The organism is Balneicella halophila, from assembly GCF_003096835.1.
In the GTDB taxonomy this organism is placed as follows: domain Bacteria; phylum Bacteroidota; class Bacteroidia; order Bacteroidales; family Balneicellaceae; genus Balneicella; species Balneicella halophila.
In genome coordinates, this window is sequence record NZ_QENZ01000004.1 from 266,108 (window position 1) to 292,438 (window position 26,331).

At 37.0% G+C, this 26,331-nt stretch carries 25 protein-coding genes and 5 tRNA genes; 29 read left to right on the plus strand and 1 reads right to left on the minus strand.

Features of this window, described 5'->3' with window-relative positions:
• Nucleotides 1-56 precede the first annotated feature (56 nt).
• The 11 genes from C7377_RS06125 to C7377_RS06180 all read left to right on the plus strand — a co-directional run bounded on the left by C7377_RS06125 (nt 57) and on the right by C7377_RS06180 (nt 8,289).
• A complete protein-coding gene (locus C7377_RS06125) occupies nt 57-569 on the plus strand; it encodes a YceD family protein (protein ID WP_116496458.1) in 513 nt (170 codons plus the stop codon).
• A gap of 7 nt (nt 570-576) precedes the next feature.
• Nucleotides 577-765 (plus strand): 50S ribosomal protein L32, encoded by a 189-nt coding sequence (gene rpmF, locus C7377_RS06130; protein WP_116496459.1) that lies wholly within the window; start codon nt 577-579, stop codon nt 763-765.
• A 103-nt stretch (nt 766-868) separates the two neighbouring features.
• Nucleotides 869-1,864 carry a beta-ketoacyl-ACP synthase III gene (locus C7377_RS06135; protein WP_116496460.1) on the plus strand — a complete coding sequence of 332 codons (996 nt, stop codon included), beginning with the start codon at nt 869-871 and terminating at the stop codon, nt 1,862-1,864.
• A gap of 36 nt (nt 1,865-1,900) precedes the next feature.
• Nucleotides 1,901-2,332, plus strand: coding sequence for a bactofilin family protein (locus C7377_RS06140; RefSeq protein WP_165806862.1), 432 nt, complete (start codon nt 1,901-1,903; stop codon nt 2,330-2,332).
• A gap of 390 nt (nt 2,333-2,722) precedes the next feature.
• On the plus strand, nt 2,723-3,781 hold the full coding sequence (gene atpB, locus C7377_RS06150) for a F0F1 ATP synthase subunit A (RefSeq protein WP_116496463.1): 1,059 nt from the start codon (nt 2,723-2,725) through the stop codon (nt 3,779-3,781).
• 44 nt (nt 3,782-3,825) lie between these two features.
• Nucleotides 3,826-4,035, plus strand: a complete 210-nt coding sequence (atpE, locus tag C7377_RS06155) for an ATP synthase F0 subunit C (RefSeq protein WP_116496464.1) — start codon at nt 3,826-3,828, stop codon at nt 4,033-4,035.
• 82 nt (nt 4,036-4,117) lie between these two features.
• Nucleotides 4,118-4,615 (plus strand): F0F1 ATP synthase subunit B, encoded by a 498-nt coding sequence (atpF, locus tag C7377_RS06160; RefSeq protein WP_116496465.1) that lies wholly within the window; start codon nt 4,118-4,120, stop codon nt 4,613-4,615.
• Entirely contained in the window at nt 4,615-5,154 is a 540-nt protein-coding gene (gene atpH, locus C7377_RS06165) for an ATP synthase F1 subunit delta (protein ID WP_116496466.1), read from the plus strand. Before atpF ends, atpH begins: the two co-directional genes overlap by 1 nt.
• Nucleotides 5,155-5,160: 6 nt before the next feature.
• Nucleotides 5,161-6,768 carry a F0F1 ATP synthase subunit alpha gene (atpA, locus tag C7377_RS06170; protein ID WP_394336364.1) on the plus strand — a complete coding sequence of 536 codons (1,608 nt, stop codon included), beginning with the start codon at nt 5,161-5,163 and terminating at the stop codon, nt 6,766-6,768.
• Nucleotides 6,769-6,771: 3 nt separating this feature from the next.
• On the plus strand, nt 6,772-7,647 hold the full coding sequence (gene atpG / locus C7377_RS06175; RefSeq protein WP_116496468.1) for an ATP synthase F1 subunit gamma: 876 nt from the start codon (nt 6,772-6,774) through the stop codon (nt 7,645-7,647).
• An 84-nt stretch (nt 7,648-7,731) separates the two neighbouring features.
• A complete protein-coding gene (locus tag C7377_RS06180) occupies nt 7,732-8,289 on the plus strand; it encodes an RNA polymerase sigma factor (RefSeq protein ID WP_116496469.1) in 558 nt (185 codons plus the stop codon).
• A gap of 4 nt (nt 8,290-8,293) precedes the next feature.
• On the opposite strand, the gene nhaC is transcribed toward C7377_RS06180, so the two are convergent.
• Nucleotides 8,294-9,760: a Na+/H+ antiporter NhaC gene (gene nhaC, locus C7377_RS06185; protein WP_116496470.1), complete on the minus strand. Its 1,467-nt coding sequence runs from the start codon at nt 9,758-9,760 to the stop codon at nt 8,294-8,296.
• Between the two features lie 105 nt (nt 9,761-9,865).
• On the opposite strand from nhaC, the gene dapB reads away from it, so the two are divergent.
• From dapB to rpoC, 18 genes are all read left to right on the plus strand, one after another.
• Nucleotides 9,866-10,582 carry a 4-hydroxy-tetrahydrodipicolinate reductase gene (dapB, locus tag C7377_RS06190; RefSeq protein WP_116496471.1) on the plus strand — a complete coding sequence of 239 codons (717 nt, stop codon included), beginning with the start codon at nt 9,866-9,868 and terminating at the stop codon, nt 10,580-10,582.
• Nucleotides 10,583-10,663: 81 nt separating this feature from the next.
• Complete coding sequence (gene lepB / locus C7377_RS06195; protein ID WP_116496472.1) at nt 10,664-12,028, plus strand: signal peptidase I; 1,365 nt, start codon at nt 10,664-10,666, stop codon at nt 12,026-12,028.
• A 78-nt stretch (nt 12,029-12,106) separates the two neighbouring features.
• Nucleotides 12,107-12,973: a tyrosine-type recombinase/integrase gene (locus tag C7377_RS06200; RefSeq protein WP_116496473.1), complete on the plus strand. Its 867-nt coding sequence runs from the start codon at nt 12,107-12,109 to the stop codon at nt 12,971-12,973.
• 12 nt (nt 12,974-12,985) lie between these two features.
• A complete protein-coding gene (hpf, locus tag C7377_RS06205) occupies nt 12,986-13,285 on the plus strand; it encodes a ribosome hibernation-promoting factor, HPF/YfiA family (protein WP_116496474.1) in 300 nt (99 codons plus the stop codon).
• Between the two features lie 111 nt (nt 13,286-13,396).
• Nucleotides 13,397-13,470: transfer RNA gene (locus C7377_RS06210), tRNA-Thr, on the plus strand.
• A gap of 19 nt (nt 13,471-13,489) precedes the next feature.
• A tRNA-Tyr gene (locus C7377_RS06215) sits at nt 13,490-13,572 on the plus strand.
• Nucleotides 13,573-13,622: 50 nt separating this feature from the next.
• Nucleotides 13,623-13,695: transfer RNA gene (locus C7377_RS06220), tRNA-Gly, on the plus strand.
• 13 nt (nt 13,696-13,708) lie between these two features.
• Nucleotides 13,709-13,783, plus strand: a tRNA-Thr gene (locus tag C7377_RS06225).
• Nucleotides 13,784-13,851: 68 nt separating this feature from the next.
• Nucleotides 13,852-15,039 carry an elongation factor Tu gene (gene tuf / locus C7377_RS06230; RefSeq protein ID WP_116496475.1) on the plus strand — a complete coding sequence of 396 codons (1,188 nt, stop codon included), beginning with the start codon at nt 13,852-13,854 and terminating at the stop codon, nt 15,037-15,039.
• A 74-nt stretch (nt 15,040-15,113) separates the two neighbouring features.
• Nucleotides 15,114-15,186 (plus strand) — tRNA-Trp (locus tag C7377_RS06235).
• Between the two features lie 15 nt (nt 15,187-15,201).
• Nucleotides 15,202-15,390, plus strand: a complete 189-nt coding sequence (gene secE / locus C7377_RS06240; RefSeq protein WP_116496476.1) for a preprotein translocase subunit SecE — start codon at nt 15,202-15,204, stop codon at nt 15,388-15,390.
• Between the two features lie 2 nt (nt 15,391-15,392).
• A complete protein-coding gene (gene nusG / locus C7377_RS06245; protein WP_116496477.1) occupies nt 15,393-15,944 on the plus strand; it encodes a transcription termination/antitermination protein NusG in 552 nt (183 codons plus the stop codon).
• 6 nt (nt 15,945-15,950) lie between these two features.
• Nucleotides 15,951-16,391, plus strand: a complete 441-nt coding sequence (gene rplK / locus C7377_RS06250) for a 50S ribosomal protein L11 (RefSeq protein ID WP_116496478.1) — start codon at nt 15,951-15,953, stop codon at nt 16,389-16,391.
• 15 nt (nt 16,392-16,406) lie between these two features.
• A complete protein-coding gene (rplA, locus tag C7377_RS06255; protein WP_116496479.1) occupies nt 16,407-17,102 on the plus strand; it encodes a 50S ribosomal protein L1 in 696 nt (231 codons plus the stop codon).
• Between the two features lie 33 nt (nt 17,103-17,135).
• A complete protein-coding gene (gene rplJ / locus C7377_RS06260) occupies nt 17,136-17,654 on the plus strand; it encodes a 50S ribosomal protein L10 (protein ID WP_116496480.1) in 519 nt (172 codons plus the stop codon).
• Between the two features lie 46 nt (nt 17,655-17,700).
• Nucleotides 17,701-18,075 carry a 50S ribosomal protein L7/L12 gene (gene rplL / locus C7377_RS06265; protein WP_116496481.1) on the plus strand — a complete coding sequence of 125 codons (375 nt, stop codon included), beginning with the start codon at nt 17,701-17,703 and terminating at the stop codon, nt 18,073-18,075.
• A gap of 113 nt (nt 18,076-18,188) precedes the next feature.
• Entirely contained in the window at nt 18,189-22,001 is a 3,813-nt protein-coding gene (gene rpoB / locus C7377_RS06270; protein WP_116496482.1) for a DNA-directed RNA polymerase subunit beta, read from the plus strand.
• A 14-nt stretch (nt 22,002-22,015) separates the two neighbouring features.
• Nucleotides 22,016-26,281 carry a DNA-directed RNA polymerase subunit beta' gene (gene rpoC / locus C7377_RS06275; RefSeq protein ID WP_116496483.1) on the plus strand — a complete coding sequence of 1,422 codons (4,266 nt, stop codon included), beginning with the start codon at nt 22,016-22,018 and terminating at the stop codon, nt 26,279-26,281.
• Nucleotides 26,282-26,331 lie beyond the last annotated feature (50 nt).

Below are 26,331 nucleotides of genomic sequence, written 5' to 3' on the forward strand. Positions count from 1 at the left end.
ATTGTACATTATTTTGTAAATTTGCCCCAATTTTGAAACTAGACTAGGTGGAGAGAATGAAAAAACAACCTTATGTAATACCTTTTAGAACGCTTTCAGAAGGAACACATAGGTACGATTTTAAGTTAGATACAGCATTTTTTGAAAGCTACCATACGCTTTCAGAATACTCGGGTGAAGTGGAGGTAACTGTTGTTTTCTTTAAGCAAGACAGTAAGAAAGAACTAACTGTAAGTATGGAAGGAACGCTAGAAACAATTTGTGATAGATGTTTAGATCCTTTAGATTTGCCATTTAGTGTAGAAGGACATTATTACTTAAAAGAAGCAGAAGAAGGAGAAGAAGAAAAAGATGATGTAGTTTTTGTAGCACCAGATGATACCCATGTGGAATTATCACAATTGTTTTACGAACTAGTAATGATAGGTTTGCCACAGAAAAAAACGCATCAAATAGAAAATTGTAATAAAGAGATGCTTCAAAAGCTAGAAGCATTAGAAATAAAAAAGGAGGATAAAGTGGATCCTCGATGGGCAACATTAGAAAAATTAATAAAGAAAGAGAAATAATTAAGTTATGGCACATCCTAAAAGTAGAATCTCAAAACAGAGAAAACGTAAAAGAAGAACACACCAAAAGTTAGATATTCCACAAATAGCAGTGGATACAACTACAGGCGAATCTCACTTGTATCATAGAGCTCACTGGTACGAAGGTAAGCTTTACTACAAAGGTAGATTGGTGATAGATCAAGAAGAAGAATAGTCTTTTCTTAAACGAAAAGCTTGTTAACGACTGCTAAAAATATTTAGTAGTCGTTTTTTTTTATTAATTTAGCCCTGTTTTTTAGAAAAGTAAGCTTGTAGAGATGACAAAAATAAATGCAAAAATTACGGGTGTAGGTGGCTATGTCCCTGACTATAGATTGACTAATGAGGAAATCTCACAGATGGTAGACACATCTGATGAATGGATAATGACTCGTATTGGTATAAAAGAAAGAAGAATATTAAAAGGTGAAGGATTAGGAGTATCCTATATGGCTGAAAGAGCTGTGGGAGAACTATTTGAGAAAACAGGACTGAAACCTGAGGAAGTAGATATGCTGGTATGTTCCACCGTGGCGCCTGACCGACTTTTTCCTGCCACAGCCAATATCATTTGTGATAAAATGAACATACGTAATGCTTTCAGTTTTGATATGAATGCAGGTTGTTCAGGTTTTCTTTATGCACTTGATACAGCTCAGCAATACGTAAAATCTGGTCGTTGTAAGAAAGTGATCGTTGTTTCAGCAGAGAAAATGTCTGCATATACAGACTATACCGACAGACAAACATGTCCGCTTTTTGGTGACGCTGCAACGGCAATATTACTAGAACCGACTACTGAAAATACTGGAATATTAGATAGCGTACTTCATGCCGACGGATTTGGCAGAAAGTATTTAAATATGAAGGCTGGAGGGTCTGAATACCCGGCAACTCAAGAAACTGTAACCAATAAAGAACACTATATTTACCAAGAAGGGAAAACGGTATTTAAGCATGCAGTTGAGAAGATGGCAGAAGTAGTTTTAGATGTTATGGATAGAAATGACTTAGCCAGTGAAGATGTTGATTGGTTAGTGCCTCATCAGGCAAACCTGCGCATTATCAGTGCAACGGGCAATCGTATGGGGTTACCACCTGAAAAAGTTATGATAAACATAGAAAAATATGGTAATACCAGCTCAGCAACTATTCCTTTATGTTTATGGGATTGGGAAGATAAATTGAAAAAAGGAGATAAACTTATCTTAACAGCTTTTGGTGCCGGTTTTACATGGGGAGCTATTTATTTAGAATGGGCTTACAATTCCTAAAGATTTACAAACATAATATTCGAAACAGTCATGGCAATGTATGGTAAAAAGAACACAAGCCAAAAGAAACATGGAAATAAAAATTCGGCATTGCCTGCTCACGGTGATGTGACTATTTTAAGTGAAGGCACTGTAATTGAAGGTACATTAAAGGTTTCTGGAGATGTTCGTATCGATGGGAGAATAAAAGGTGATATCAAAGGAGATATGAGAGTGATTGTAGGCGATAAAGCTAAAATAGAGGGGAATGTTGACTGTGACTTCTTAGAATTGAATGGATATATCGTTGGAGATGTAAAATGCAAAAAGGGAGCTAAATTATATCCGACAGCCAAGCTAAAAGGAGATTTATACGCTCCAGAATTCTCAGTAGAAATGGGGGCTCATTTTATTGGTGCTTCCAAAGGGCAACTTGTTTCGTCCGAAGATCTGAATAATAAACCGAAAGAGAATGTTGCAAAAAAGTAAAATTGCACTTCTATTTTTATTAGTATTCATAATGCTCAATAGCTTAGCTGTTTGGGCATTTTCTTTTTTGAGCTTTTTTGAACTTTTTTTGATTTATCTCATCAATCTTATACCTGTAGGTTTGTTGATTTATATTATGCAAAAAAAAGTAAAGCAGGGGAAAACCAATGTAGGTTTCATCTTTCTAGGAGCGATGCCCTTTAAGATTATCTATATTTTTGCTTCTTTATTACTGATTAAAAAATACTTGAAACTCAGCACACCTTTTTTGATAAACTATCTGCTTGTCTATTTTTTGTTACTTTATTTAAGTATCTTTCTTGGAACAAGATTTTTATCTCAAAAATAAAAGATTAACTTTGTACTTGTCGTAGAAGAAATAAGTGATAAATGCATTCAAAATATATAATTAGCTTTATTATCTGTCTATTGATGTTTACAGCTGTTTTTGCTGAAAAACATACTGATAATGAGGCAACCGAAGGTAAAGAATTTCAGCCGGTAGATATGATAATGAGTCATATCACGGACTCTAACGAATGGCATCTATGGACAACTACTGACGAGGAAGGTCATGAACATCATGTCTCAATACCACTTCCAATTATTATCTGGGATGGTGAATTCAAAGCTTTCCTTTCCTCCAAAATAGCACACGGTCATACACACAGAGGTTATACTATGGTAGATGGTGTTTTAACCGCTACTGATGGTACTGATAAAGCTACCATAGTCGATTTGTTTAGTGGTCTCGAAGGTAAGTATGTGGATTTATCAATTACAAAAAATACCACAGCTATGTTCATTTCTATATTATTGCTTTTGCTTATTTTTATTACAATGGCAAAATCGTATAAGAAGAATAAGTTGAAGCCACGAGGGATTGCTGCATTTTTAGAACCAATAGTTGTTTTTATTAGAGAAGAAGTTGCAATTCCGAATATAGGAGAAAATAAAACAGATAAGTATTTACCTTATTTATTGACTGTCTTTTTCTTTATTTGGTTTAATAACCTATTGGGACTATTGCCAACATTCCCGGGTGGGGCGAACGTAACTGGCAATATTGCAGTTACGCTAGTATTGGCTTTATGTACGATGGTAATAGTAAACTTAAATGGGAATAAGCATTATTGGAAAGAGATATTTACACCTGATGTGCCAATATTGATGTATCCGATTATGATTCCCGTGGAGATTATTGGTATTTTCACCAAGCCATTTGCTTTGATGATTCGTTTGTTTGCGAACATCACAGCAGGACATATTATTGTGTTAAGTTTGATAGGAATGATTTTTATATTTAAAAGTGCATTTGTGAGTGTGGGAGCAATCCCAATGACACTTTTTGTGCTTTTACTTGAGTTGCTTGTTGCGGCATTACAAGCATATATATTTACTGTATTATCAGCATTATTTATTGGTTTAGCAGTAAAAGAACATCATTAGAAAATAGGAATAGAGTTTTTTTTAATTTTTAAATATTTATAATTATGGATGGAGTTGGATTAATTTATGTGGGTATTGGCTTAGTAGTAATAGGTGTAGGTCTTGGTATCGGAAGAATCGGTGGCCAGGCTATGGACGCTATCGCTCGCCAACCAGAAGCTTCAGGTAAGATTCAGAGTGCAATGCTTATTGCAGCGGGTCTTATTGAAGGTGTAGGCTTATTTGCTATCGCACTTGGCGGTTTCATTAAGTAATAACCACAGAAAAGTAAAAACGTCCTTATATAGCGGTTGGCTATAGAGGCGTTTTTTTAACCACAACGAGAAAAAGTAGATTATGAATCCATTAGTTAACCCAGGTATCGGTTTGATTTTTTGGTTTTCTATTGCAATAATTATCTTGATAGTATTACTCAAGAAATTTGCATGGAAACCTATTCTAAAAGCAATACATCAACGCAATAATGCTATCGATAAAGCGATGTCAGCAGCAGTAGATGCACGTGCTGAGGTAGATAAAATGAAAGCTAAAAATGAACAAATTATCCAACAAGCGAAATTAGAAAAAGAAGCGATACTTAAGGAGGCAAAACTTACCAGTGAAAAAATAGTTGCAGCTTCAAAAGATAAAGCAACAGAAGAAGCGAATAGAATATTGGCTGAGGCACAAAAACGCATCACGCAAGAGCGTTTAGCTGCCGTACAAGATATGAAATCACAAGTGGCTGAGCATGCAGTGGATATTGCTGAAAAAATACTAAAAGACTCAATGCAAAAGCCAGCAGTGCAAGATCAATATCTGAGTAGTTTAATGAATGATATAGAATTGAACTAATGGATGGAGGAATGATTTCGGTTCGATATGCTAAAGCTCTTTATCAGCTTGCCACAGAAAAAAATATTTTAAAAGATGTTTATAATGATATGCAAGGTGTTATTGCTGTGTTGAAGTCTGATAATTCCTTAAAGGAGTTTTTAGAGAATCCTGTAGTAAAGGAAGAACAGAAAAAACAGTTGCTTGTAACTGCATTTGGGGACAGAGTTCAACCAATAATTCTCTCTATGTTTAAGTTATTAGTTGACAATAATAGAGAACATTTTCTAAATGCAGTTTGCTTATCATTCCTGCAAATTTATAAAGAAAAACAAGGTTTCCGTGAGGTGATCTTAACAACCGCAAAACCAGCAACAGAGGACTCAAAATCACAGTTGCAGAAAGAGTTAAGTGAAAAATTGCACACTAAAGTAGCTATGCAAACCATCGTTGATGAAAAACTTATCGGAGGATTTAAATTACGTGTTGATGACCTGCTGATGGATAAAAGCATCGCTACACAATTGGAAAATATCAAAAAAGAATTACTGAGTAAATAATAAAGCATTATGACAACAATAAATCCTGCAGAAGTTTCTGATATTATCAAAAAACAGATCGAAGGTTTTCATTCAGAGACACAATTTGAGGAAGTAGGTACCGTTCTTACTATCGGTGACGGTATTGCCCGTATTTATGGCATGCAAAACGTTGAAGCTAATGAGTTAGTCGAATTTGAAAATGGCGTAAAAGGGATTGTATTGAACCTGGAGGAGGACAATGTCGGTGTCGTACTCTTAGGAGATCAAGAAGAGGTAAAAGAGGGGAGTATGGTAAAACGTCTTAAGAGAATTGCCTCTATCAATGTAGGAGAAGGATTGCTAGGACGCGTTGTTAATGCGATTGGAGAGCCATTAGATGGTAAAGGTCCTATAGAAGGTAAAACTTTTGAACTGCCCCTAGAACGTAAAGCCCCAGGCGTGCTTTATCGTGAGCCTGTAAAGGAACCGTTGCAGACAGGAATAAAAGCGATTGATGCGATGATTCCTATTGGCCGAGGACAGCGTGAGTTAATTATCGGTGACCGCCAAACAGGTAAAACGGCGATTGCAATAGACACCATTATTAATCAAAAAGAATTCTATGATAAGGGAGAACCCGTTTATTGTATTTATGTAGCTATAGGTCAAAAAGGTTCTACGGTTGCACAGATTGCGAAAGTATTGGAAGAAAAGGGAGCAATGCCTTATACAATTATTGTAACACAGACAGCTGCAGACCCTGCTGCTATGCAGTACTATGCACCATTTGCAGGTGCCACTATCGGAGAATTTTTCCGAGATACAGGTCGACCAGCCTTGATTGTTTATGATGATTTATCAAAGCAAGCGGTATCATATCGTGAGGTTTCATTGTTGCTTCGTCGTCCACCGGGACGTGAGGCATACCCTGGAGATGTTTTCTATTTGCACTCAAGATTGTTGGAACGTGCTGCAAAAATTATTGATAACGATGAAATTGCTCGTACGATGAATGATTTGCCAGAATCATTACAAAATGCTAAAGATAACGAAGGAAATCCATTGATAAAGGGAGGCGGTTCACTAACAGCCTTACCAATTATTGAAACACAGGCGGGTGATGTTTCTGCTTATATTCCTACTAATGTAATTTCGATTACCGATGGGCAAATTTTCTTAGAAACCGATTTGTTTAACTCAGGCGTGAGACCAGCAATTAACGTTGGTATCTCTGTATCTAGAGTAGGTGGTAATGCGCAAATAAAATCAATGAAGAAAATCTCAGGTACATTAAAACTTGACCAAGCACAATATCGTGAGTTAGAAGCATTTTCTAAGTTTGGTTCTGATATGGATGCAGCCACAATGTCTGTCCTTAATAAAGGAGCAAAGAACGTAGAGATATTAAAGCAAGGTCAATATCAGCCAGTCCCTGTAGGAGAACAGGTGGCTATTATTTTTGCGGGTACAAAAGGATTGTTGCGTGATGTGCCAGTAGAAAAAGTTAAGGAATTTGAACAGGATTATTTAGAGCGACTTCGTTTAGAACATGAAGATGTGATTGCAGAATTAGCATCTGGAGAATATACAGCAGAAGCTCAAAAAGTATTGACAAAGGTAGCTGCAGACATTTCATTGAAATATAAAAAGTAAACTATGGCAACCCTTAAGGAAACACGTACACGTATTGCTTCAGTTAAGAATACAAGACAGGTGACTTCTGCCATGAAAATGGTTTCTGCTGCTAAGCTGAGAAAGGTGCAAGGTCTGTACAATAAGTTTTATCCTTATACTGACAAACAACATCATATTTTAGAGAATCTTGCAAGAGGCATTGATGAAGAGGATACTACAAGTCCATTTTTCAAGGAACCAGCTCAAACAGCAAATGTATTAATAGTTGCAGTGTCTTCAAATAAGGGGTTGTGTGGTGCTTTAAATGCTAATTTAATTGCAGAAACTCGTGAGCGAATTGCACAATATAAAGAACAAAATACTAAGGTTGCCCTTTACACTATTGGGAAGAAAGTATATCAGACTTTTAAGAAAACAGAGGATATAATTGCTTCTAATGAAGAAATACAAGAAGAATTAACTTATGAGAAAGCAACAGTTATTGCCAATAAGTTAATGGATAGTTTTGTTAGTAAGCAATTTGATAGAATAGATTTTATCTATAGCCATGCTAAGACTGCAAGCACCCAAGTGGCGACTCACGAAGAATACTTGCCCATCACACCACCGGAAGAAAATGATGATGTAGGTGATATAAATTATATTTTTGAACCTAACAAGAAGGAAATCTTAGAAGTTTTAGTGCCTCAAATGCTAAGAACTCAATTTTACAAAACGCTATTGGATGCTCTCGTTGCCGAACATGCTGCTAGAATGATAGCTATGAACAAGGCTACAGACAATGCAGGTGACTTACTGCGTGAGCTTAAGCTAGAGTACAACAAAGCACGACAAACTGCTATCACGAATGAAATACTTGAAATTGTATCTGGTGCTGAAGCATTAAACAAAGGATAGTCTGATTATTTTTTCGTTTAAGATTCTTAGCACACATTTTGTATTCATTTAATCTAAAGAGAAACGCTTTCTAAACGTAATACGGTGCAACAAGATAAAGAATTAGTAAAACAAGCCTTAGAGGGCAGTGAAATTGCCTATGAGAAATTAATGGAGCGTTATTATGACTCTATTTATGTCATGGTTTTACAGTTGGTCAAAAACATGACCGATGCACAAGAAATTGCACAAGATACATTTACCAAAGCATTCAGTAAGCTCTTACAATACAATGAGCAATATGCCTTTAGTTCGTGGTTGTTTGGAATCGCATCCAACGCGTCTATTGATTTTTTAAGGAAGAAGAAATATATAGAAATTTCATTTGATGATGAAGATAAAGATTTGAAGAATGCAGAGGCATCAGAATCCCCCACACCCAATCCTGAAGAACATCTTATACAGAAACAAAGTCTCAAAGCCCTGCGTGCGAAAATAGAAGACCTCAAAGAACATTACCGAAAGTTGTTAGAATTAAGGTATTTCGAAGAATATACTTACGAAGAAATATCGGAGGAATTATCCCTGCCAATGGGCACTGTAAAGACGCAGTTGCACCGAGCTAAGAACCAACTTATGAAGAGCATTAAAGAACAACGGTAGTCTTTTATTCGTCGGTCTTATTATCTATCTTTTTAATTTTATAACCCAATGCAGCTACCGTTAAACTCATAAAAGGGCTTATGATGTTGAAAAATGCATAGGGGAGATAATCAAATACATCAACTGTAAGCACTTTACTTTGGTAAGCACCACAAGTATTCCAAGGTATCAATACAGAAGTTACAGTACCCCCATCTTCAAGCGTTCGGCTTAGGTTCTCAGGAGCCAATCCTTTTTCTTCGTAGGCTTCCGAAAACATTTTACCAGGTATTACGATAGCAAGATATTGATCTGATGCTAAAATATTCATCCCGAAACATGAGGTGATGGTTGCACCAACCAGTGAAGAAGTGCCACGAACCAATGAAAGTAAGGCACGACTTATTTTTCGTAGAGCCCCGATAGATTGCATGCTACCACCAAATATCATTGCACAGATGATAAGTTCAATAGTGCTGAGCATACCCGTCATACCACTTGATGAGAACAGTGCTTTATCATCCAATATTGCATTGCCTGTTATGATGTTTATATCACCACCGATACTCTGCATGCCAACATGGTAAATGTCTTTTAAGCTAAGCGTTGTAGAATCAGTATTGTTGATTTTATTGGATAATTCCAAGACGAGATCTTGTTGAAATAGTGCAGCGCATACTACGCCTAATAATGCTCCAGCAAGCAAAGCAACCAAAGGAGGTGCCTTCTTTATGATGAGTAAAATAACGATTCCCGGCACTACAAAAAGCCATGGCGTTATCGTAAAACGATTAGTTATTGCCACTAGTATATCATCAGGATTTACCGTTCCATGCGTATCAGTAGTAAAACCGATAATTAGAAAGATAATTAATGTGATAATAATAGATGGAAAGGTTGTAATCGTCATGTAGCGAATATGAGTAATGAGGTCAGTTCCTGCCATTGCTGGAGCTAAATTCGTAGTATCAGACATCGGAGACATTTTATCACCAAAATAACCGCCAGAGATTACAGCACCAGCAGTCATTGCTGTATCTATTCCTAGAGAATTACCTATACCCACCAATGCGATACCAATAGTGGCACTAGTTGTCCATGAGCTACCTGTTGCCGTAGCCACTAATGCGGATATAATTACGGCAGAGACTAAAAAAATGGTTGGGTTTAAAATCTGAAGACCGTAGTAAATCATGGCAGGAACAATACCGCTGAGAAGCCAAGTGCCAGCTAGCGCACCTACCAATAGTAATATAAGAATAGCGGGCACAGTATCTTTTATATTCTGAGATACCTTTTCCATAACGTCGGAAAATGGCACTTTGTGAATGCCTGCAATGATTATGGCTACAGCAGAGCCTAAAATTAATCCAAATTGATTAGCTCCGCTTGAAGCCTCGTCGCCAAAGACACGATAATTTATTGCCAAAAATATGATTAAAAAAATAATGGGTATAATTGCTTCTAAGAGTGTGATATTTTTTTTAGGCATAAAAAATAAATTTAGTTACAAATGTACTAAAAAAATGAAACTTGACTTTTAAGGGAAAAGCAAAGTCTAAAATACTATATTTGCAATAAATTATTAGATTAAAATATGAAAATTGCACTGATTGGCTATGGGAAAATGGGGCACGTTATTGAGCAAGTTGCTATAGAACGTGGACATACCATAAGCCTTACAATAGATAAAGATAATTTACAGGATTTAAATAAAGAGAATCTAAAAGATACCGACGTTGCTGTAGAATTTACCACTCCTGAGGCTGCGGTATCAAATTATCTACAATGTTTTGATTTTAATATTCCTGTTGTGTCTGGAACAACAGGCTGGCTATCTGAGAAAGAAAAGGTTGATGAAGCCTGTACTAAAGGAGGTCGTTTCTTCTATGCTTCGAATTTCAGTCTGGGTGTAAATCTTTTCTTTCAAATAAATAAGTATGTTGCTAAACTTTTATGGCCTTACGATAACTATACTGCACAGGTAGAAGAGGTGCATCATACACAAAAGCTGGATGCACCCAGTGGCACGGCAATCAAACTTTCTGAAGGTATTATTGAGCACAACCCAAAATTAAAAAAGTGGGAAAATTATGTAACAAAAGATCGAAATATTCTACCTATTATATCAAAGCGTATTGGTGCAGTTCCCGGAATGCACAGTGTAATTTACACTTCAAAAGAAGATGTTTTGACCATTAAACATGAGGCTAAAAGCCGTGAAGGTTTTGCTTTAGGAGCGGTGTTAGCTGCAGAGTTTTTAGTAAAACAGGACAAAGGCTGGTATGGGATGGACGATTTACTGAACTTATAGCGTTAAGTTTGTACGCATCTGAAAAACATATAATAAGATGAAAGTCCTTTTTTTGCATTAAATAGAATTAATATTAAAACAATGAAAAATACCTCAACAAAACAATGGATTAAGTTTGGCATCGTAGCACTGATATATATATTATGGTGTATTTGGTTGCGTAATTTTTGGTTGCTACTCGGTTTAGTTATTATTTATGATATGTACATCAGTAAGAAGGTTCATTGGGCTTTTTGGAAAAAACGAGGAGTAAAAAAACAAACAAGGCTTATCGAGTGGGTTGATGCAATTATATTCGCAATTATTGCAGCCTCTATCATTCGTATTTTTATTTTTCAAGCTTATATCATTCCCACACCCTCTATGGAACGTGAGCTTTTAGTTGGAGATTTTCTCTTTGTCAGTAAAGTTGCGTATGGACCCCGTGTGCCGATGACGCCACTTTCTGTTCCTTTGGTTCATAATAAAATTCCCGGTACGAATATAAAATCATATAGTGAACTTATTCATTGGGATTATAAACGATTAGCAGGTCTTTCACAGATAAAGCGTGATGACATATTTGTTTTTAACTTTCCCGCAGGAGATATTTATATAGAGGGATATGAGAATCCAGATTATCATACCCATGTGCGCGATTTTATACAACAACTCAAATCTCAAGGAGGAAATTTCACTGATGCACAGTATGAACAAAAAGCTGAAGAATTGCTCGCTCAGCGATATACTATTTTAGACCGCCCGGTTGATAAAAGAGAGAATTTTATCAAACGTTGTGTAGCTGTAGCAGGAGATGAATTGGAAATAAAAGATGGAAAAGTATATACGAACGGCAATCCTCAACCAGACTTTGACAATATCTTGCTCACCTATCAAATTGTGACTGATGCAAATAAGTTGCTCTCTTACGAGCAATTAGAGCCAATAGGTGTTAGTTTAGCAAATTATCAAGGATACAAACAGTCAGGATTACTTTCACTATCTGCGAGTATGGCACAATCAATACAAGAAATGAATGGCGTTGTAAGTGTAGATAAGCAACTGTCTTCTAAAGGAGTAGATGGGCGTGTATTTCCTTTTATTTCAGAATTAGGATGGAATCGTGACCATATGGGACCTTTAACAATCCCTGCAAAAGGAGATATTATAAATTTATCAGTTGAAAATCTGCCTTTTTACAAAAGAATTATAGAAGCCTACGAAGGAAATACTTTAAGGGTTGAAGGTGATAATATTTATATTAATGAACAATTAACCGATGCGTACACGATAAAGATGAATTATTATTGGGCGATGGGTGATAATCGCCACAACTCGGCTGATTCACGTTATTGGGGATTCGTTCCAGAAGATCATGTTGTTGGAAAAGCGTGGCTTATCTGGATGTCTAAAAAACCAGAAGGGGGGATTCGTTGGAATAGACTACTAAAATCAGTTCACCCATAAACTTTGAGAAAAGTATAAAAAAATAATTTACCAATAGATTTTTTTGTATTTTAGTACAAAGAATAGTTCGTAGTATTTATGATTTCGGAGTTTTTAGCATATTTAAAGTATCAAAAAAGATACAGTCCACATACCGTAGAGGCTTACGAATTAGATCTTAATCAATTTGTTGCATGGTTGGGCGGTGAGCAATTGCTCTTAACAGCAATACACTCTGATATACGTTCTTGGCTATTGAAGTTGTTGAAGGAAAATAAAAGTCAATCAACCGTTCATCGTAAGATGTCAAGTTTAAAAGCCTTTTACCGATATCAAATGCAACAGGGAGAGATGAAAACAAATCCAGTTTCGCAACTGACACTTCCCAAAAAAGAAAAGCGGTTGCCCACTTTTTTAAAAGAAAAAGAAACTCAAGCGCTATTCTCTCAAATAAAATATGCTGATGATTTTGAAGGCGAACGAGATGAAATGATTCTTAATCTTTTTTATGGTACTGGGATGCGTGTGAGTGAACTCGCCAACTTGAAGATTTCAGCTATTGATTATGATCGAAAATTAATAAAAGTTTTAGGTAAAAGAAATAAAGAACGGCTTATACCCTTGCTCCCCTTTGTCCTTAATGGTTTGAGGAATTATATTGTTATACGAGACCGAGAAGTAGGGAGCAATATACACTTGTTTGTAAGTAGCTCGAATCAAGCTTTGAATAGAAATCAACTCTATTATATTGTAAAAAAATACCTGTCACAGGTAAGTAGTGCTTTAAAGAGAAGCCCGCACGTGCTACGCCACACCTTTGCGACTCAAATGTTAAATAGTGGTGCAGATATTAATGCCTTAAAGGAATTATTAGGGCATAGCAGCCTTGCAGCTACTCAGGTATATACGCACAGCACTCAGGAACAGTTAAAAAAAGATTATAAACAAGCCCACCCAAGGGCATAAAATATCAAGAATATGAATGTAAATATTGAATCATTAGATTTTAAAGCGGATAAAAAATTATTAGATTTTATAGAGAAGAAAGTGGATAAATTAACGAAGTTCTATGATGGAATTGTGTCTGCTGATGTAAAATTACGTTTAGAAAAAGAAGAATCCAAAGAGAATAAAATAGCAGAAATCAAATTAAACGTACCTCAAAGTGATTTATTTGCCAAGAGAAATAGTACTACTTTTGAAGAAGCTGTTGATGATGTAGTTGAAGCCTTGCGCAGGCAATTAAAAAAACATAAAGAAAAATTAATGAGAAGATAATTTTCAAAAAAAACGTAATCAATTTTTGGTGGTAAAGAAAAAATATGTACATTTGCACACCGTAAAAGTAAACAACGAAAGTTCATTTGAATTGTTGAAAATAACTAGAGTGCCGATGTAGCTCAGTTGGCCAGAGCAGCTGATTTGTAATCAGCGGGTCGGCGGTTCGAATCCGTTCATCGGCTCTATTTATTTTATAATGTTGGGAAGATACCAAAGTGGCCAACTGGGGCGGACTGTAACTCCGCTGACTTATGTCTTCGTAGGTTCGAATCCTGCTCTTCCCACAAAATTTTACTGCTATATAAATATAGCGGTAAGCATGAGGGGAAATTATGCGAGAGTAGCTCAGTTGATAGAGCATCAGCCTTCCAAGCTGAGGGTCGCGGGTTTGAGCCCCGTCTCTCGCTCTTTTTGTGTTCTGCCGTTGTAGCTCAGGGGTAGAGCGCTTCCTTGGTAAGGAAGAGGTCACGAGTTCAATTCTCGTCAATGGCTCCAGTTTTATAAGGAAGTGTAAGAAAAAAAGAAATTAAACAGATTGTTGAATTATATTAATAACTAAAATTATGGCAAAAGAGCATTTTGATCGTTCGAAACCGCATGTGAACATTGGTACTATCGGTCACGTCGATCATGGTAAAACAACATTAACTGCGGCTATTACTACGGTTTTGGCCAAGAAAGGGTTATCAGAAGTTAAAGCTTTTGATACTATTGATAACGCTCCAGAAGAGAAAGAGAGAGGTATTACAATTAATACAGCTCATGTGGAGTACCAAACCGAAGCTCGTCACTATGCTCACGTTGACTGTCCAGGACACGCTGACTATGTGAAGAATATGGTTACTGGTGCTGCTCAAATGGACGGCGCTATTCTTGTAGTAGCTTCAACTGATGGACCTATGCCTCAAACTCGTGAGCATATCCTATTAGCTCGTCAGGTAAACGTTCCTAAGATTGTTGTATTCATGAACAAAGTGGATATGGTAGATGACGAGGAAATGTTAGAGCTTGTAGAAATGGAGGTAAGAGAATTACTTGATTTCTATGAATTTGATGGAGACAATACTCCTGTTATTCAAGGTTCTGCATTAGGAGCATTGAACGGAGAGCCTGAGTGGGAAGAGAAGATTATGGAGCTTATGAAAGCTGTAGATGAGTGGATTCCATTACCTCCACGTGATGTAGATAAGCCATTCTTGATGCCAGTTGAGGACGTATTCTCTATTACTGGTCGTGGTACTGTTGCAACTGGTCGTATTGAGACTGGTGTTGTGAAAACTGGTGAAGAAGTTCAAATTATCGGTTTAGGTGCAGAAGGAATGAAATCAGTAATCACAGGAGTAGAGATGTTCCGTAAGATTCTTGACGAAGGTCAAGCTGGTGATAACGTAGGTTTATTGCTTCGAGGTGTTGATAAAGATAAGATTAAGCGTGGTATGGTGATTTGTCACCCTAAAACAATTACTCCTCACACTAAGGTGAAAGCTGAGGTTTATGTGTTGAAGAAGGAAGAAGGTGGACGTCACACTCCATTCCACAACAAATACCGTCCTCAGTTCTATATCCGTACATTGGATGTGACTGGTGAGATTACTTTACCTGAAGGAACAGAGATGGTAATGCCTGGTGATAACGTAACAATCACTGTAGAGCTTATCTACCCTGTAGCAGTTGATAAAGGACTTCGTTTTGCAATCCGTGAGGGTGGTAGAACAGTAGGTGCTGGTCAGGTAACTGAAATTATTGAATAATTTATAGCTGTAAACATATTTTATAGCTAATATAAAATGGGCAGCCCAAAAATGTGACTGCCCATTTAAACCATACGGGTGTAGCTCAGCTGGTAGAGCAGTGGTCTCCAAAACCAAAGGTCGAGGGTTCGATCCCTTCCGCCCGTGCATAAACTTGATAGTATGAAAGCTGTTGCATATTTAAAAGACGTATATTCTGAATTAATCCATAAAGTAACATGGCCTGCATGGAAACAATTGCAAAATAGTGCGGTTGTAGTTATGGTAGCCAGTGTTGTTATTGCTCTGATTGTCTGGGCGATGGATACAGTGTTTGAAAACTTGATGAAATTCTTGTATAATATTTTATAAGAATGGCTGAAGAGATTAAGAAAAGATGGTATGTATTACGTACCATTGGAGGAAAGGAACGCAAAGTTAAGGAATATATCGATAAAGAAATTGATGCATTAGGTCTTACTGAATATGTAAGTCAAGTATTGATTCCAACAGAAAAAGTATATCAAGTAAGAAACGGTAAAAAAATAAGTAAAGAGAGAAATTTTTATCCGGGATATGTTTTAATAGAAGCTTCGTTAGTAGGTGAGATTCCTCATATACTTCGTAATATCACGAATGTAATTGGCTTCCTGGGAGACACCAGAGGCGGAGCACCAGCACCATTAAGAAAAAATGAGATTCAGCGTATTTTAGGTACTGTTGATGAATTGGCACAGCAAGATGTTGAGTTTGAAACTCAATACCATGTTGGAGAGATGGTAAAGGTAACAGATGGTCCATTTAATGGATTCTCGGGTGAGATAAAAGAGGTGAATAATGATAACAAGAAACTGAAGGTTATGGTGAAAATCTTCGGAAGGGAAACACCTCTCGAGTTAAGTTTTGTTCAAGTAGAAAAAGAGTAGTTTATTATGGCTAAAGAAATTGCTGGATTAATAAAACTGCAAATTAGAGGTGGACAAGCAAATCCATCACCTCCTGTAGGACCTGCTTTAGGTGCTAAAGGGGTGAATATCATGGATTTCTGTAAGCAGTTCAATGCAAGAACACAAGAAAATATGGGTAAGCTAATTCCAGTAGTCATTACCGTATATTCTGATAGTTCTTTTGACTTTATTACAAAAACACCTCCAGTAGCAGTTCAAATCATGGAAGCGATTAAGCTAAAGAAAGGTTCTGCGGAACCTAACCGAAGCAAGGTCGGAGCTATCACTTGGGATCAAATCCACACTATTGCCGAAGGCAAGATGAAGGATATGAATGCCTTTGAGATAGAGAGTGCCAAAAGTATGATTGCAGGTACTGCAAGAAGTATGGGCGTGACTGTTAAAGGGAAAAAATCTACTAATTAAAAAACAGCGAAAGAGATGAGTAAGATTGGAAAAAATAGAAAAAAAGCGCTGGACAAGGTTGAATTAAATGAGGTATACGATATTAAAGAAGCAGTAAATTTAGTGAAAAGTACCACTTTCTCTAAATTCGATGCCTCTTTTGATATGGATATCCGCCTTGGAGTAGATCCTAGAAAAGCTGACCAAATGGTACGTGGTATTGTTACCCTGCCACATGGTACAGGTAAAGATGTACGCGTTCTTGTTCTTTGTACTCCTGATAAAGAGGAGGAAGCTAAAGAAGCAGGAGCAGATTATGTTGGATTGGATGACTATATAGCTAAAATAAAAGGCGGATGGACTGATGTTGATGTGATCATCACTATGCCCTCTGTAATGGCTAAAGTAGGACAATTAGGACGAGTATTAGGACCACGTGGTCTAATGCCTAACCCTAAGAGTGGTACTGTAACTATGGATATCGGCAAGGCTGTAAAAGAAGTGAAAGCCGGTAAAATTGATTTTAAAGTAGATAAGTACGGAATCATCCATTCATCAGTAGGAAAAGTATCTTTCGATGCTGATAAGCTAGTTGATAATGCTTCAGAATTTATGAGTACAATTAATAAATTGAAGCCTTCATCTGCAAAGGGTACGTATGTGAGAAGTGTGTATGTGTCTAGTACAATGGGAGTGGGTTTTAAAGTGGATCCAAAATCATTAGTAGACTAATTTGTATAACGGATTGATAGAAGATAAGAAATTATGAGAAAAGAAGAAAAATTAACCGTTATTGATGATTTGACAGAATTGTTAAGTAATTCAAAGCATTTTTATTTAACTGATTCTTCTGATCTAGATGCAATAGCAACATACGAACTTAGAAAAGCTTGTTTTGAAAAAGACATTAAATTAGTAATGGTGAAAAATACCTTACTAAAACGTGCCTTAGACAAGCTTGATGGAGAATATGATGAACTTCACCAAACATTGAAGGGATCGACTTCTATAATGCTATGTGATACAGGAAACGCTCCTGCTAAATTGATTAAAGACTTTAGAAAATCACATGACAAACCACTTTTAAAAGGTGCATTTGTAGAAGAAGCAATTTATCTTGGTGAAGAGGAGTTAGAAAACCTAGTAAGTGTAAAATCAAAAGAGGAATTGCTTGGCGATGTTATTGGTTTATTACAATCACCAATACAACAAGTTGTTTCTTCACTTCAATCAGGTGGAAATACACTAGCAGGTCTAGTGAAAACTTTATCAGAGAAAGAATAATATTAAACAACACAAACAAAGAATAATTTTAAAAAATTTACATACAATGGCAGATATTAAAAAACTTGCAGAAGAGTTAGTTAATTTGACTGTAAAAGAGGTAAAAGAGTTAGCAGATGTATTGAAGGACGAGTATGGCATTGAGCCTGCAGCAGCGGCAGCTGTAGCAGCAGCTCCAGCAGCAGGCGGAGACGCTGCAGCAGCTGAACAAACTGAGTTCGACGTAATCTTAGTTAATCCAGGTGGATCTAAACTAGCTGTAGTTAAGTTAGTTAAAGAATTAACAGGACAAGGACTTAAAGAAGCTAAAGGATTAGTTGACTCTGCTCCTGCTCCATTAAAAGAGAAAGTATCTAAAGAAGAGGCTGAAACATTAAAAACTCAATTAGAAGAGGCTGGAGCTGAAGTTGAACTTAAATAAAATAAAAGCACTAACACTGTTTTTAATTTAACGGTTTAGAGTGTCTGCATCTATGGCAGGTACTCTAAACCTTTTGTGGTTATTTTATAAAGTTCACTTTACACATACGAAAAATGTCTCAAAATACTTCCCAAAGAATCAATTTTGGATCTACTAAAAACAAGCTGGATTATCCAGATTTTGTGGAGATTCAAATCAAATCATTTAATGAATTTTTCCAGGCTAATACTAAACATTCCGAGAGAAAGAATGAAGGCCTGTACACAGTTTTCAATGAGAATTTCCCTATAACTGATACAAGAAATAATTTTGTATTGGAGTTTATTGATTATTCCATTGCACCGCCACGCTACGATATTGATGAGTGTATCGAGCGAGGGTTGACATATAGCGTACCATTGCGCGCAAAACTTAAACTCTATTGTACTGATCCTGAACATGAAGATTTCGATACCGTTATTCAAGATGTTTATCTTGGAAATGTGCCGGCAATGACCTATCGTGGTTCATTTGTAATTAACGGTGCTGAACGTGTTATTGTTTCTCAATTGCATCGTTCGCCAGGTGTTTTCTTCGGTCAGAGTATTCATACAAATCAGAAAAAATTATATTCTGCCCGAGTAATTCCTTTTAAAGGATCTTGGATAGAATTTGCAACAGACATCAATAATGTCATGTTTGCATACATAGATAGAAAAAAGAAATTACCGGTAACTACATTGCTCCGTGCAATTGGTTATGAGAGTGATAAAGATATACTTGAAATATTTGGCTTAGCAGATGAAGTAAAAGTAAATAAAACATCTTTGAAAAAAGTTGTTGGACGTACCTTGGCTGCTAGAGTCCTAAAGTCTTGGGTTGAAGACTTTGTTGATGAAGATACAGGAGAAGTTGTATCTATAGAAAGAAATGAAGTCGTTCTAGATAGAGAAACTGTTCTAGAGCCTGAGCATATCGAAGAAATATTAGAGTCAGGTGAGAAAACTATCTTGTTACATAAAGAAGAGGAAAATTCTACCGACTATGCAATTATTCACAACACACTACAAAAAGATCCCTGTAACTCTGAAAAAGAGGCAGTACTTTATATCTATCGTCAATTAAGAAACTCTGAGCCACCTGATGAGGCTACGGCTCGTGATGTTATTGACAAATTGTTCTTTTCGGATAAGCGTTATGACTTAGGGGAAGTAGGTCGATACCGATTGAATAAAAAATTGAATTTGGATACTGATCCTGATACAAGAGTATTGGTAAAACAAGATATCCTTGAAATTATTAAGTATCTTATCAAGTTGATCAATGCTAAGACAGATGTCGATGATATTGACCACTTGAGTAACAGACGTGTACGTACCGTAGGAGAGCAGTTGGCTAACCAATTCGGTGTGGGACTTGCGCGTATGGCACGTACGATTCGTGAACGTATGAACGTTCGTGATAATGAGGTATTTACCCCAGTCGATTTGATTAATTCTAAGACGTTGTCTTCAGTAATTAATTCATTCTTTGGAACGAATGCTTTGTCTCAGTTTATGGATCAAACCAATCCATTGGCAGAGGTTACACATAAGCGTAGAATGTCTGCCTTAGGACCAGGTGGTCTTTCTAGAGAACGTGCAGGTTTCGAGGTTCGTGACGTTCACTATACTCACTATGGTCGTTTATGTCCAATTGAAACTCCTGAAGGGCCTAATATTGGTTTGATTTCTTCCTTGTGTGTTTATGCGAAGGTAAATAGCTTAGGATTTATTGAAACGCCTTACCGTAAAGTGAAGAACGGTAAAGTTGATTTATCAGATAAAGGTGTAGCTTATCTCTCTGCCGAAGAGGAAGAGGGTGTAGTAATAGCACAAGCTAATGCACCTATTGATGATAAAGGGAAATTCACCAATGAAAGAGTTAAAGCCAGAAAAGATGCAGATTATCCGTTAGCTGATATTGAAGAGGTAGAGATGATGGATGTTGCACCTAACCAAATTGCTTCTATTGCTGCATCTCTGATTCCTTTCTTGGAGCATGATGATGCGAACCGTGCTTTGATGGGTTCTAATATGATGCGTCAAGCGGTTCCTGTATTGCGTCCAGAATCTCCTATCGTGGGAACAGGATTAGAGCATACAGTGGTAAGGGATTCAAGAACACAAGTAGTAGCAGAGGGAGATGGTGTTGTTGACTATGTAGATTCTACAAAGATTATTATAAGATATGAACGTTCTGATGATGACCGATTGGTTGCTTTTACTGATGATGAACTTATAACTTATAATATTTCAAAATATGCCAAAACCAACCAAAATACTGTAATGGACTTAAAACCTTTGGTAGAAAAAGGTGATAAGGTAGTTGCAGGACAAATTTTAACGGATGGTTATGGAACTGAAAAAGGAGAACTTGCATTAGGTAGAAACTTGAAAGTTGCCTTCATGCCTTGGAAAGGGTATAACTACGAGGATGCTATTGTAATCTCGGAACGTATCGTTAGTGAAGATGTATTTACATCAATTCACGTTGAAGAATTTTCACTCGAAGTACGTGATACCAAACGTGGGGTAGAAGAGTTGACTGCCGATATTCCTAACGTAAGTGAAGAAGCTACAAAAGACCTTGATGAAAATGGACTTATTCGAGTAGGTGCTAAAGTAGGTCCTGGAGATATTTTGATAGGTAAGATCACACCAAAAGGTGAATCAGATCCTTCTCCTGAAGAAAAACTACTTCGTGCCATCTTTGGTGATAAAGCCGGTGATGTAAAAGATGCTTCATTGAAAGCAGGACCTTCTTTGAAAGGGACAGTTATTCGTAAGAATCTTTTCTCACGTGCTATAAAAGATAGAAAAGCAAAACAATCTGATAAGGTACTTGTTGCTAAGTTAGATGAGAGCTTTGAAGAAGAAGTTACCAAGTTGCAAAAGCGTCTTATTGAGAAAATAATGACAATCTTAGAAGGTAAAACTTCGGCTGGTGTTGTTGACTTCTTGGGTGCTGAACTGCTAGCTAAAGGCAAGAAATTTACATTGAAGAATATTGAGAAAATCAATTTCCTTGAAGTAGATGCTGAAGGCTGGACTGATGATGAAAGAACTAACAGTTTGATATCCAGGTTGCTCAATAATTATATATTAGAGCATAAGAAAATTGATGGAGCAATCAAACGTAAGAAATATGCTGTAACTATAGGTGATGAACTACCTGTAGGTATTATAAAATTAGCTAAAGTTTATATAGCGAAGAAACGAAAACTCCAAATTGGAGACAAGATGGCAGGTCGTCACGGTAACAAAGGTATCGTGTCTCGTGTAGTAAGAATGGAAGATATGCCATTCTTGGAAGATGGAACTCCTGTTGACATTTGTTTGAATCCATTGGGTGTTCCTTCTCGTATGAACTTAGGTCAGGTATTTGAAACTGTTTTAGGTTGGGCTGGTAAAGAGCTTGGCTTGAAATTCTCAACTCCTGTATTTGACGGAGCTAGTTTAGAGGCAATTACTGAGTATACTGATAAAGCTAATGTACCACGATATGGTAAGGCTTATTTGTATGACGGAGGCACAGGAGAGCGTTTTGATCAGCCTGCGACCGTTGGTGTTATCTATATGATTAAATTGAGTCATATGGTAGAGGATAAGATGCACGCACGTTCTATAGGACCATACTCATTGATTACACAGCAACCATTGGGTGGTAAAGCTCAATTTGGTGGACAGCGTTTTGGTGAGATGGAGGTTTGGGCACTTGAAGCATTCGGTGCTGCACACATCTTGAAAGAGGTACTGACAGTGAAGTCTGATGATGTTCATGGTAGAGCGAAGACGTATGAGGCTATCGTAAAAGGAGAGCCAATGCCACCATCTGGAATTCCAGAATCTCTAAATGTACTCTTACATGAGATAAGAGGTCTTGCCTTGAATGTAGAACTTGATTAACCACAGCAAAAATTATGGCTTTTAGAAAAGAAAATAAGCAAGAAAAGGCAAACTTTTCCAAAATTACAATTGGATTAGCATCGCCTGACGAAATACTAGAGCGTTCACATGGTGAAGTGCTCAAGCCAGAAACAATTAACTACAGAACGTATAAGCCTGAAAGAGATGGTTTGTTCTGTGAAAGAATTTTTGGTCCCGTAAAAGATTATGAGTGCCATTGTGGTAAATACAAACGTATTAGATACAAAGGTATCGTTTGTGACCGCTGTGGTGTTGAAGTAACGGAGAAAAAAGTACGTAGAGAGCGTGTAGGACACATTCAGTTGGTCGTTCCTGTTGCTCATATTTGGTACTTCAAAACATTACCGAATAAAATAGGTTATTTATTAGGTGTACCTTCTAAGAAATTAGAATCAATCGTGTATTATGAAAAATATGTGGTTGTAAATCCAGGTATCAAAGAAGCTGACGGTATTCAGTACTTAGATTTTCTTTCTGAAGAAGAATATCTCGATATTTTAGATGAATTGCCGGCAGACAACCAACATTTGGATGATAGCGACCCTAATAAATTTATCGCTGAAATGGGAGGTAAAGCATTAGAAATGCTTATTTCTCGTTTAGATTTAGATGAATTATCTTACACATTGCGTCATAGTGCAGATACAGAGACTTCTCAGCAGAGAAAGAACGATGCACTGAAGCGTTTACAGGTGGTTGAATCTTTTAGAAAATCTAGAAATATCAACAAACCAGAGTGGATGATTGTGAAAGTAATTCCAGTCATACCACCAGAGTTGCGTCCATTGGTACCTTTAGATGGTGGACGATTTGCAACTTCTGACTTGAATGATTTATACCGCCGAGTGATTATTAGAAATAATCGTTTGAAGCGATTGATTGAGATTAAAGCTCCTGAAGTTATTTTGCGTAACGAGAAACGTATGTTGCAAGAGTCAGTTGATTCATTGTTTGACAATTCTCGTAAATCGAATGCAGTAAAAACGGAAGGTAATAGAGCCTTAAAATCATTATCTGATAGCTTGAAAGGTAAGCAGGGACGTTTCCGTCAGAACTTACTGGGTAAACGTGTTGACTATTCTGCGCGTTCGGTAATTGTTGTTGGTCCTAGCTTGAAAATGCATGAATGTGGTATTCCTAAGCACATGGCTGCAGAGCTTTACAAACCGTTTATCATCAGGAAGTTGATCGAGCGTGGTATTGTGAAGACCGTAAAATCTGCTAAGAAGATTGTAGATAGAAAAGATCCTGTAGTTTGGGATATTTTGGAGAATGTGTTGAAAGGACACCCAGTGTTACTTAACCGTGCACCAACATTGCACCGTTTAGGTATTCAAGCTTTTCAACCAAAATTGATTGAGGGTAAAGCAATCCAATTACACCCGCTTGCTTGTACTGGTTTTAACGCTGACTTTGACGGTGACCAGATGGCGGTGCATTTACCTCTAGGAAATGAAGCTATACTGGAAGCACAATTGTTAATGTTGTGTTCTCACAATATTTTGAATCCTGCAAATGGCGCACCTATTACCGTCCCTTCTCAGGATATGGTTTTAGGACTATATTATATTACCAAAGAACGTAAAGGTGCTAAAGGAGAAGGCTTGAAGTTTTACTCGCCAGAGGAAGCTATTATTGCTTATAACGAAAAAGCAGTTAATCTTCATGCTACTGTAAAAGTCTTGGTAGATGACTACAATCCAAAGACAGATGAGACTGAAAATAAGCTGATAGAAACCACTATTGGACGTATTATCTTAAATGAAAATAGACCAGAGAAAGCGCCTTACATTAATCAATTGATTACTAAGAAAGCATTGCGTGGCATTATCACTAATGTTTATAATCTATGTGGTGTTGCTGCAACAGCTGATTTCCTTGATAAGATTAAGGACTTAGGCTACCGAATGGCATTCAAAGGAGGATTATCTTTTAACTTGGATGATATCATTATTCCTGATTCTAAACAGAAAATGGTTGATGAAGGCTATGCGAAGGTAGATGATGTAATGATGAATTATAACAACGGTTTCATTACGAATAATGAACGTTACAATCAAATTATTGATATCTGGACACATGTAAATAATAACTTGACCAAAAAGCTGATGGAGGAGATTTCGACTGACCAGCAAGGTTTCAACTCTATTTATATGATGTTGGACTCTGGTGCTCGTGGTTCTCGTGAGCAGATTCGTCAGTTATCAGGTATGCGTGGTTTGATGGCTAAGCCACAGAAATCCGGCTCTACAGGCGGTCAAACTATTGAGAACCCTATTTTGGCAAACTTTAAAGAAGGATTATCAGTATTAGAGTATTTTATCTCTACTCACGGTGCTCGTAAAGGTCTTGCGGATACAGCATTAAAAACTGCCGATGCGGGTTATTTGACACGTCGTTTGGTTGATGTTTCTCAAGATGTAATTATTACACAAAAAGATTGTGGAACTTTACGTGGATTGACTGTTTCGGCATTGAAGAAAAATGAAGACGAAGTTGCTTCTTTAGGGCAGCGTATTTTAGGACGTATTGCACTGCATGATATCCATAATCCAAGAACAGGAGAATTGATTGTTGCATCAACAAAAGAAATAGATGAAGAAGCAATCAAAAAGATTGAAGAGGCAGATATAGAGCAGGTAGAAATTCGCTCTGTGTTGACTTGTGAAGCTGAGCTTGGAGTTTGTGCAAAATGTTATGGTCGTAACCTTGCTACTGGTAAAACGGTTGAGAAAGGTGAAGCTGTAGGTGTTATTGCTGCTCAGTCTATTGGTGAGCCAGGTACACAGTTGACATTGCGTACATTCCACGTTGGTGGTGTGGCAGGTAACGTATCTGCGAACTCTACTGTAAAGTCAAAATATGACGGTTATTTGGAATTTGATGAGTTGCGTACCGTAGATGCTCACGGTGAAGATTACCACGTGGTAGTTGGACGTTTGGCAGAGGTTCGTATTATTGATCCAAATACAAAAATAGTCTTGACTTCTCAGCTTATCCCTTATGGAGCTAAGTTATACTTCCAAGAAGGAGATAAAGTGAAGAAAGATGATTTGATATGTGAATGGGATCCTTATAATGCTCTTATCGTTTCTGAATATGATGGTAAGGTCGCCTTTGAAAACTTTGTATCTGGTGGTACTTATAAAGAGGAAATGGACGAAACAACCGGTTTTGTTGAGAAGATTATTATTGAATCTAAAGATAAAACGAAGTCTCCATTGTTAAAGGTACTCGATAAGAAAGGGAATGTAGAAAAAGCATACAATTTACCTGTAGGAGCTCACATTTCAGTAAATGAAGGTGATGAGATTGTTATCGGTGAAGCCTTGGCGAAAATACCTCGTGCATTAGGAACTTCTGGTGATATCACTGGTGGTCTTCCACGTGTTACAGAGTTGTTTGAAGCACGAAATCCTTCAAATCCGGCTGTTGTTACAGAGATTGACGGAGAGGTTACTTTTGGTAAAATTAAGAGAGGTAATCGTGAGGTTATTGTGACTTCGAAAACAGGACAAGTGAAGAAATACCTCGTGTCATTATCTAAACAGTTATTGGTTCAGGAAAATGATTATGTACGTTCTGGAACACCATTGTCTGATGGTGCGATTACGCCAGCAGATATCCTAGCAATTAAAGGACCTACAGCAGTACAAGAATATATCGTGAACGAAGTTCAAGATGTGTATCGTATGCAGGGTGTAATCATTGATGATAAGCACTTTGAAGTTATTGTTCGTCAGATGATGCGTAAGGTTCAGATTGAGGATCCAGGCGATACAAAATTCCTAGAGAAAGCTATAGTTGAGAAAGTCGATTTTATGAAAGAAAATGATGCTATTTATGGCATGAAAGTCGTGATGAACCATGGCGATAGTACAGAACTGAAAGAAGGACAAATTATCAGTGCAAGAGATTTACGTGAAGTAAACTCTGCATTGAAGCGTCAAGATAAGCAGTTAGTAGAATGTAGAGAAGCAATTCCTGCAACCTCAGTACAGATACTACAAGGTATTACTAGAGCTTCATTGCAGACAGAAAGTTTCATGTCTGCAGCTTCTTTCCAGGAAACTACGAAAGTTCTAAACGAAGCAGCTATAAGCGGTAAAGTTGATGAATTGAAAGGGTTGAAAGAAAATGTAATCTGTGGACACTTGATACCTGCAGGTACTGGGCTGAGAGATTATGAAAACTTAATTGTCGGAGATAAAGAGGATTATGAATCTTTAATAGCTAATAAGACTGAAACCCAAGAATAGCACAACTTGCTAATTTGAGATATTTATTGAAGGACTGTGCAGAAAAGCAT

Bases quoted from the DNA above. Each gene is read 5' to 3' on its own strand.
- C7377_RS06200 (WP_116496473.1), top strand. From the start codon at position 12,107: ATGATTTCGGAGTTTTTAGCATATTTAAAGTATCAAAAAAGATACAGT.
- rpoB (WP_116496482.1), top strand. From the start codon at position 18,189: ATGTCTCAAAATACTTCCCAAAGAATCAATTTTGGATCTACTAAAAAC.
- rpoC (WP_116496483.1), top strand. From the start codon at position 22,016: ATGGCTTTTAGAAAAGAAAATAAGCAAGAAAAGGCAAACTTTTCCAAA.
- C7377_RS06125 (WP_116496458.1), top strand. From the start codon at position 57: ATGAAAAAACAACCTTATGTAATACCTTTTAGAACGCTTTCAGAAGGA.
- rplJ (WP_116496480.1), top strand. From the start codon at position 17,136: ATGAGAAAAGAAGAAAAATTAACCGTTATTGATGATTTGACAGAATTG.
- C7377_RS06135 (WP_116496460.1), top strand. From the start codon at position 869: ATGACAAAAATAAATGCAAAAATTACGGGTGTAGGTGGCTATGTCCCT.
- hpf (WP_116496474.1), top strand. From the start codon at position 12,986: ATGAATGTAAATATTGAATCATTAGATTTTAAAGCGGATAAAAAATTA.
- dapB (WP_116496471.1), top strand. From the start codon at position 9,866: ATGAAAATTGCACTGATTGGCTATGGGAAAATGGGGCACGTTATTGAG.
- rpmF (WP_116496459.1), top strand. From the start codon at position 577: ATGGCACATCCTAAAAGTAGAATCTCAAAACAGAGAAAACGTAAAAGA.
- nhaC (WP_116496470.1), bottom strand. From the start codon at position 9,760: ATGCCTAAAAAAAATATCACACTCTTAGAAGCAATTATACCCATTATT.
- secE (WP_116496476.1), top strand. From the start codon at position 15,202: ATGAAAGCTGTTGCATATTTAAAAGACGTATATTCTGAATTAATCCAT.
- tuf (WP_116496475.1), top strand. From the start codon at position 13,852: ATGGCAAAAGAGCATTTTGATCGTTCGAAACCGCATGTGAACATTGGT.
- atpB (WP_116496463.1), top strand. From the start codon at position 2,723: ATGCATTCAAAATATATAATTAGCTTTATTATCTGTCTATTGATGTTT.
- lepB (WP_116496472.1), top strand. From the start codon at position 10,664: ATGAAAAATACCTCAACAAAACAATGGATTAAGTTTGGCATCGTAGCA.
- rplA (WP_116496479.1), top strand. From the start codon at position 16,407: ATGAGTAAGATTGGAAAAAATAGAAAAAAAGCGCTGGACAAGGTTGAA.
- atpG (WP_116496468.1), top strand. From the start codon at position 6,772: ATGGCAACCCTTAAGGAAACACGTACACGTATTGCTTCAGTTAAGAAT.
- atpH (WP_116496466.1), top strand. From the start codon at position 4,615: ATGGATGGAGGAATGATTTCGGTTCGATATGCTAAAGCTCTTTATCAG.
- C7377_RS06140 (WP_165806862.1), top strand. From the start codon at position 1,901: ATGTATGGTAAAAAGAACACAAGCCAAAAGAAACATGGAAATAAAAAT.
- rplL (WP_116496481.1), top strand. From the start codon at position 17,701: ATGGCAGATATTAAAAAACTTGCAGAAGAGTTAGTTAATTTGACTGTA.
- nusG (WP_116496477.1), top strand. From the start codon at position 15,393: ATGGCTGAAGAGATTAAGAAAAGATGGTATGTATTACGTACCATTGGA.
- rplK (WP_116496478.1), top strand. From the start codon at position 15,951: ATGGCTAAAGAAATTGCTGGATTAATAAAACTGCAAATTAGAGGTGGA.
- atpE (WP_116496464.1), top strand. From the start codon at position 3,826: ATGGATGGAGTTGGATTAATTTATGTGGGTATTGGCTTAGTAGTAATA.
- atpF (WP_116496465.1), top strand. From the start codon at position 4,118: ATGAATCCATTAGTTAACCCAGGTATCGGTTTGATTTTTTGGTTTTCT.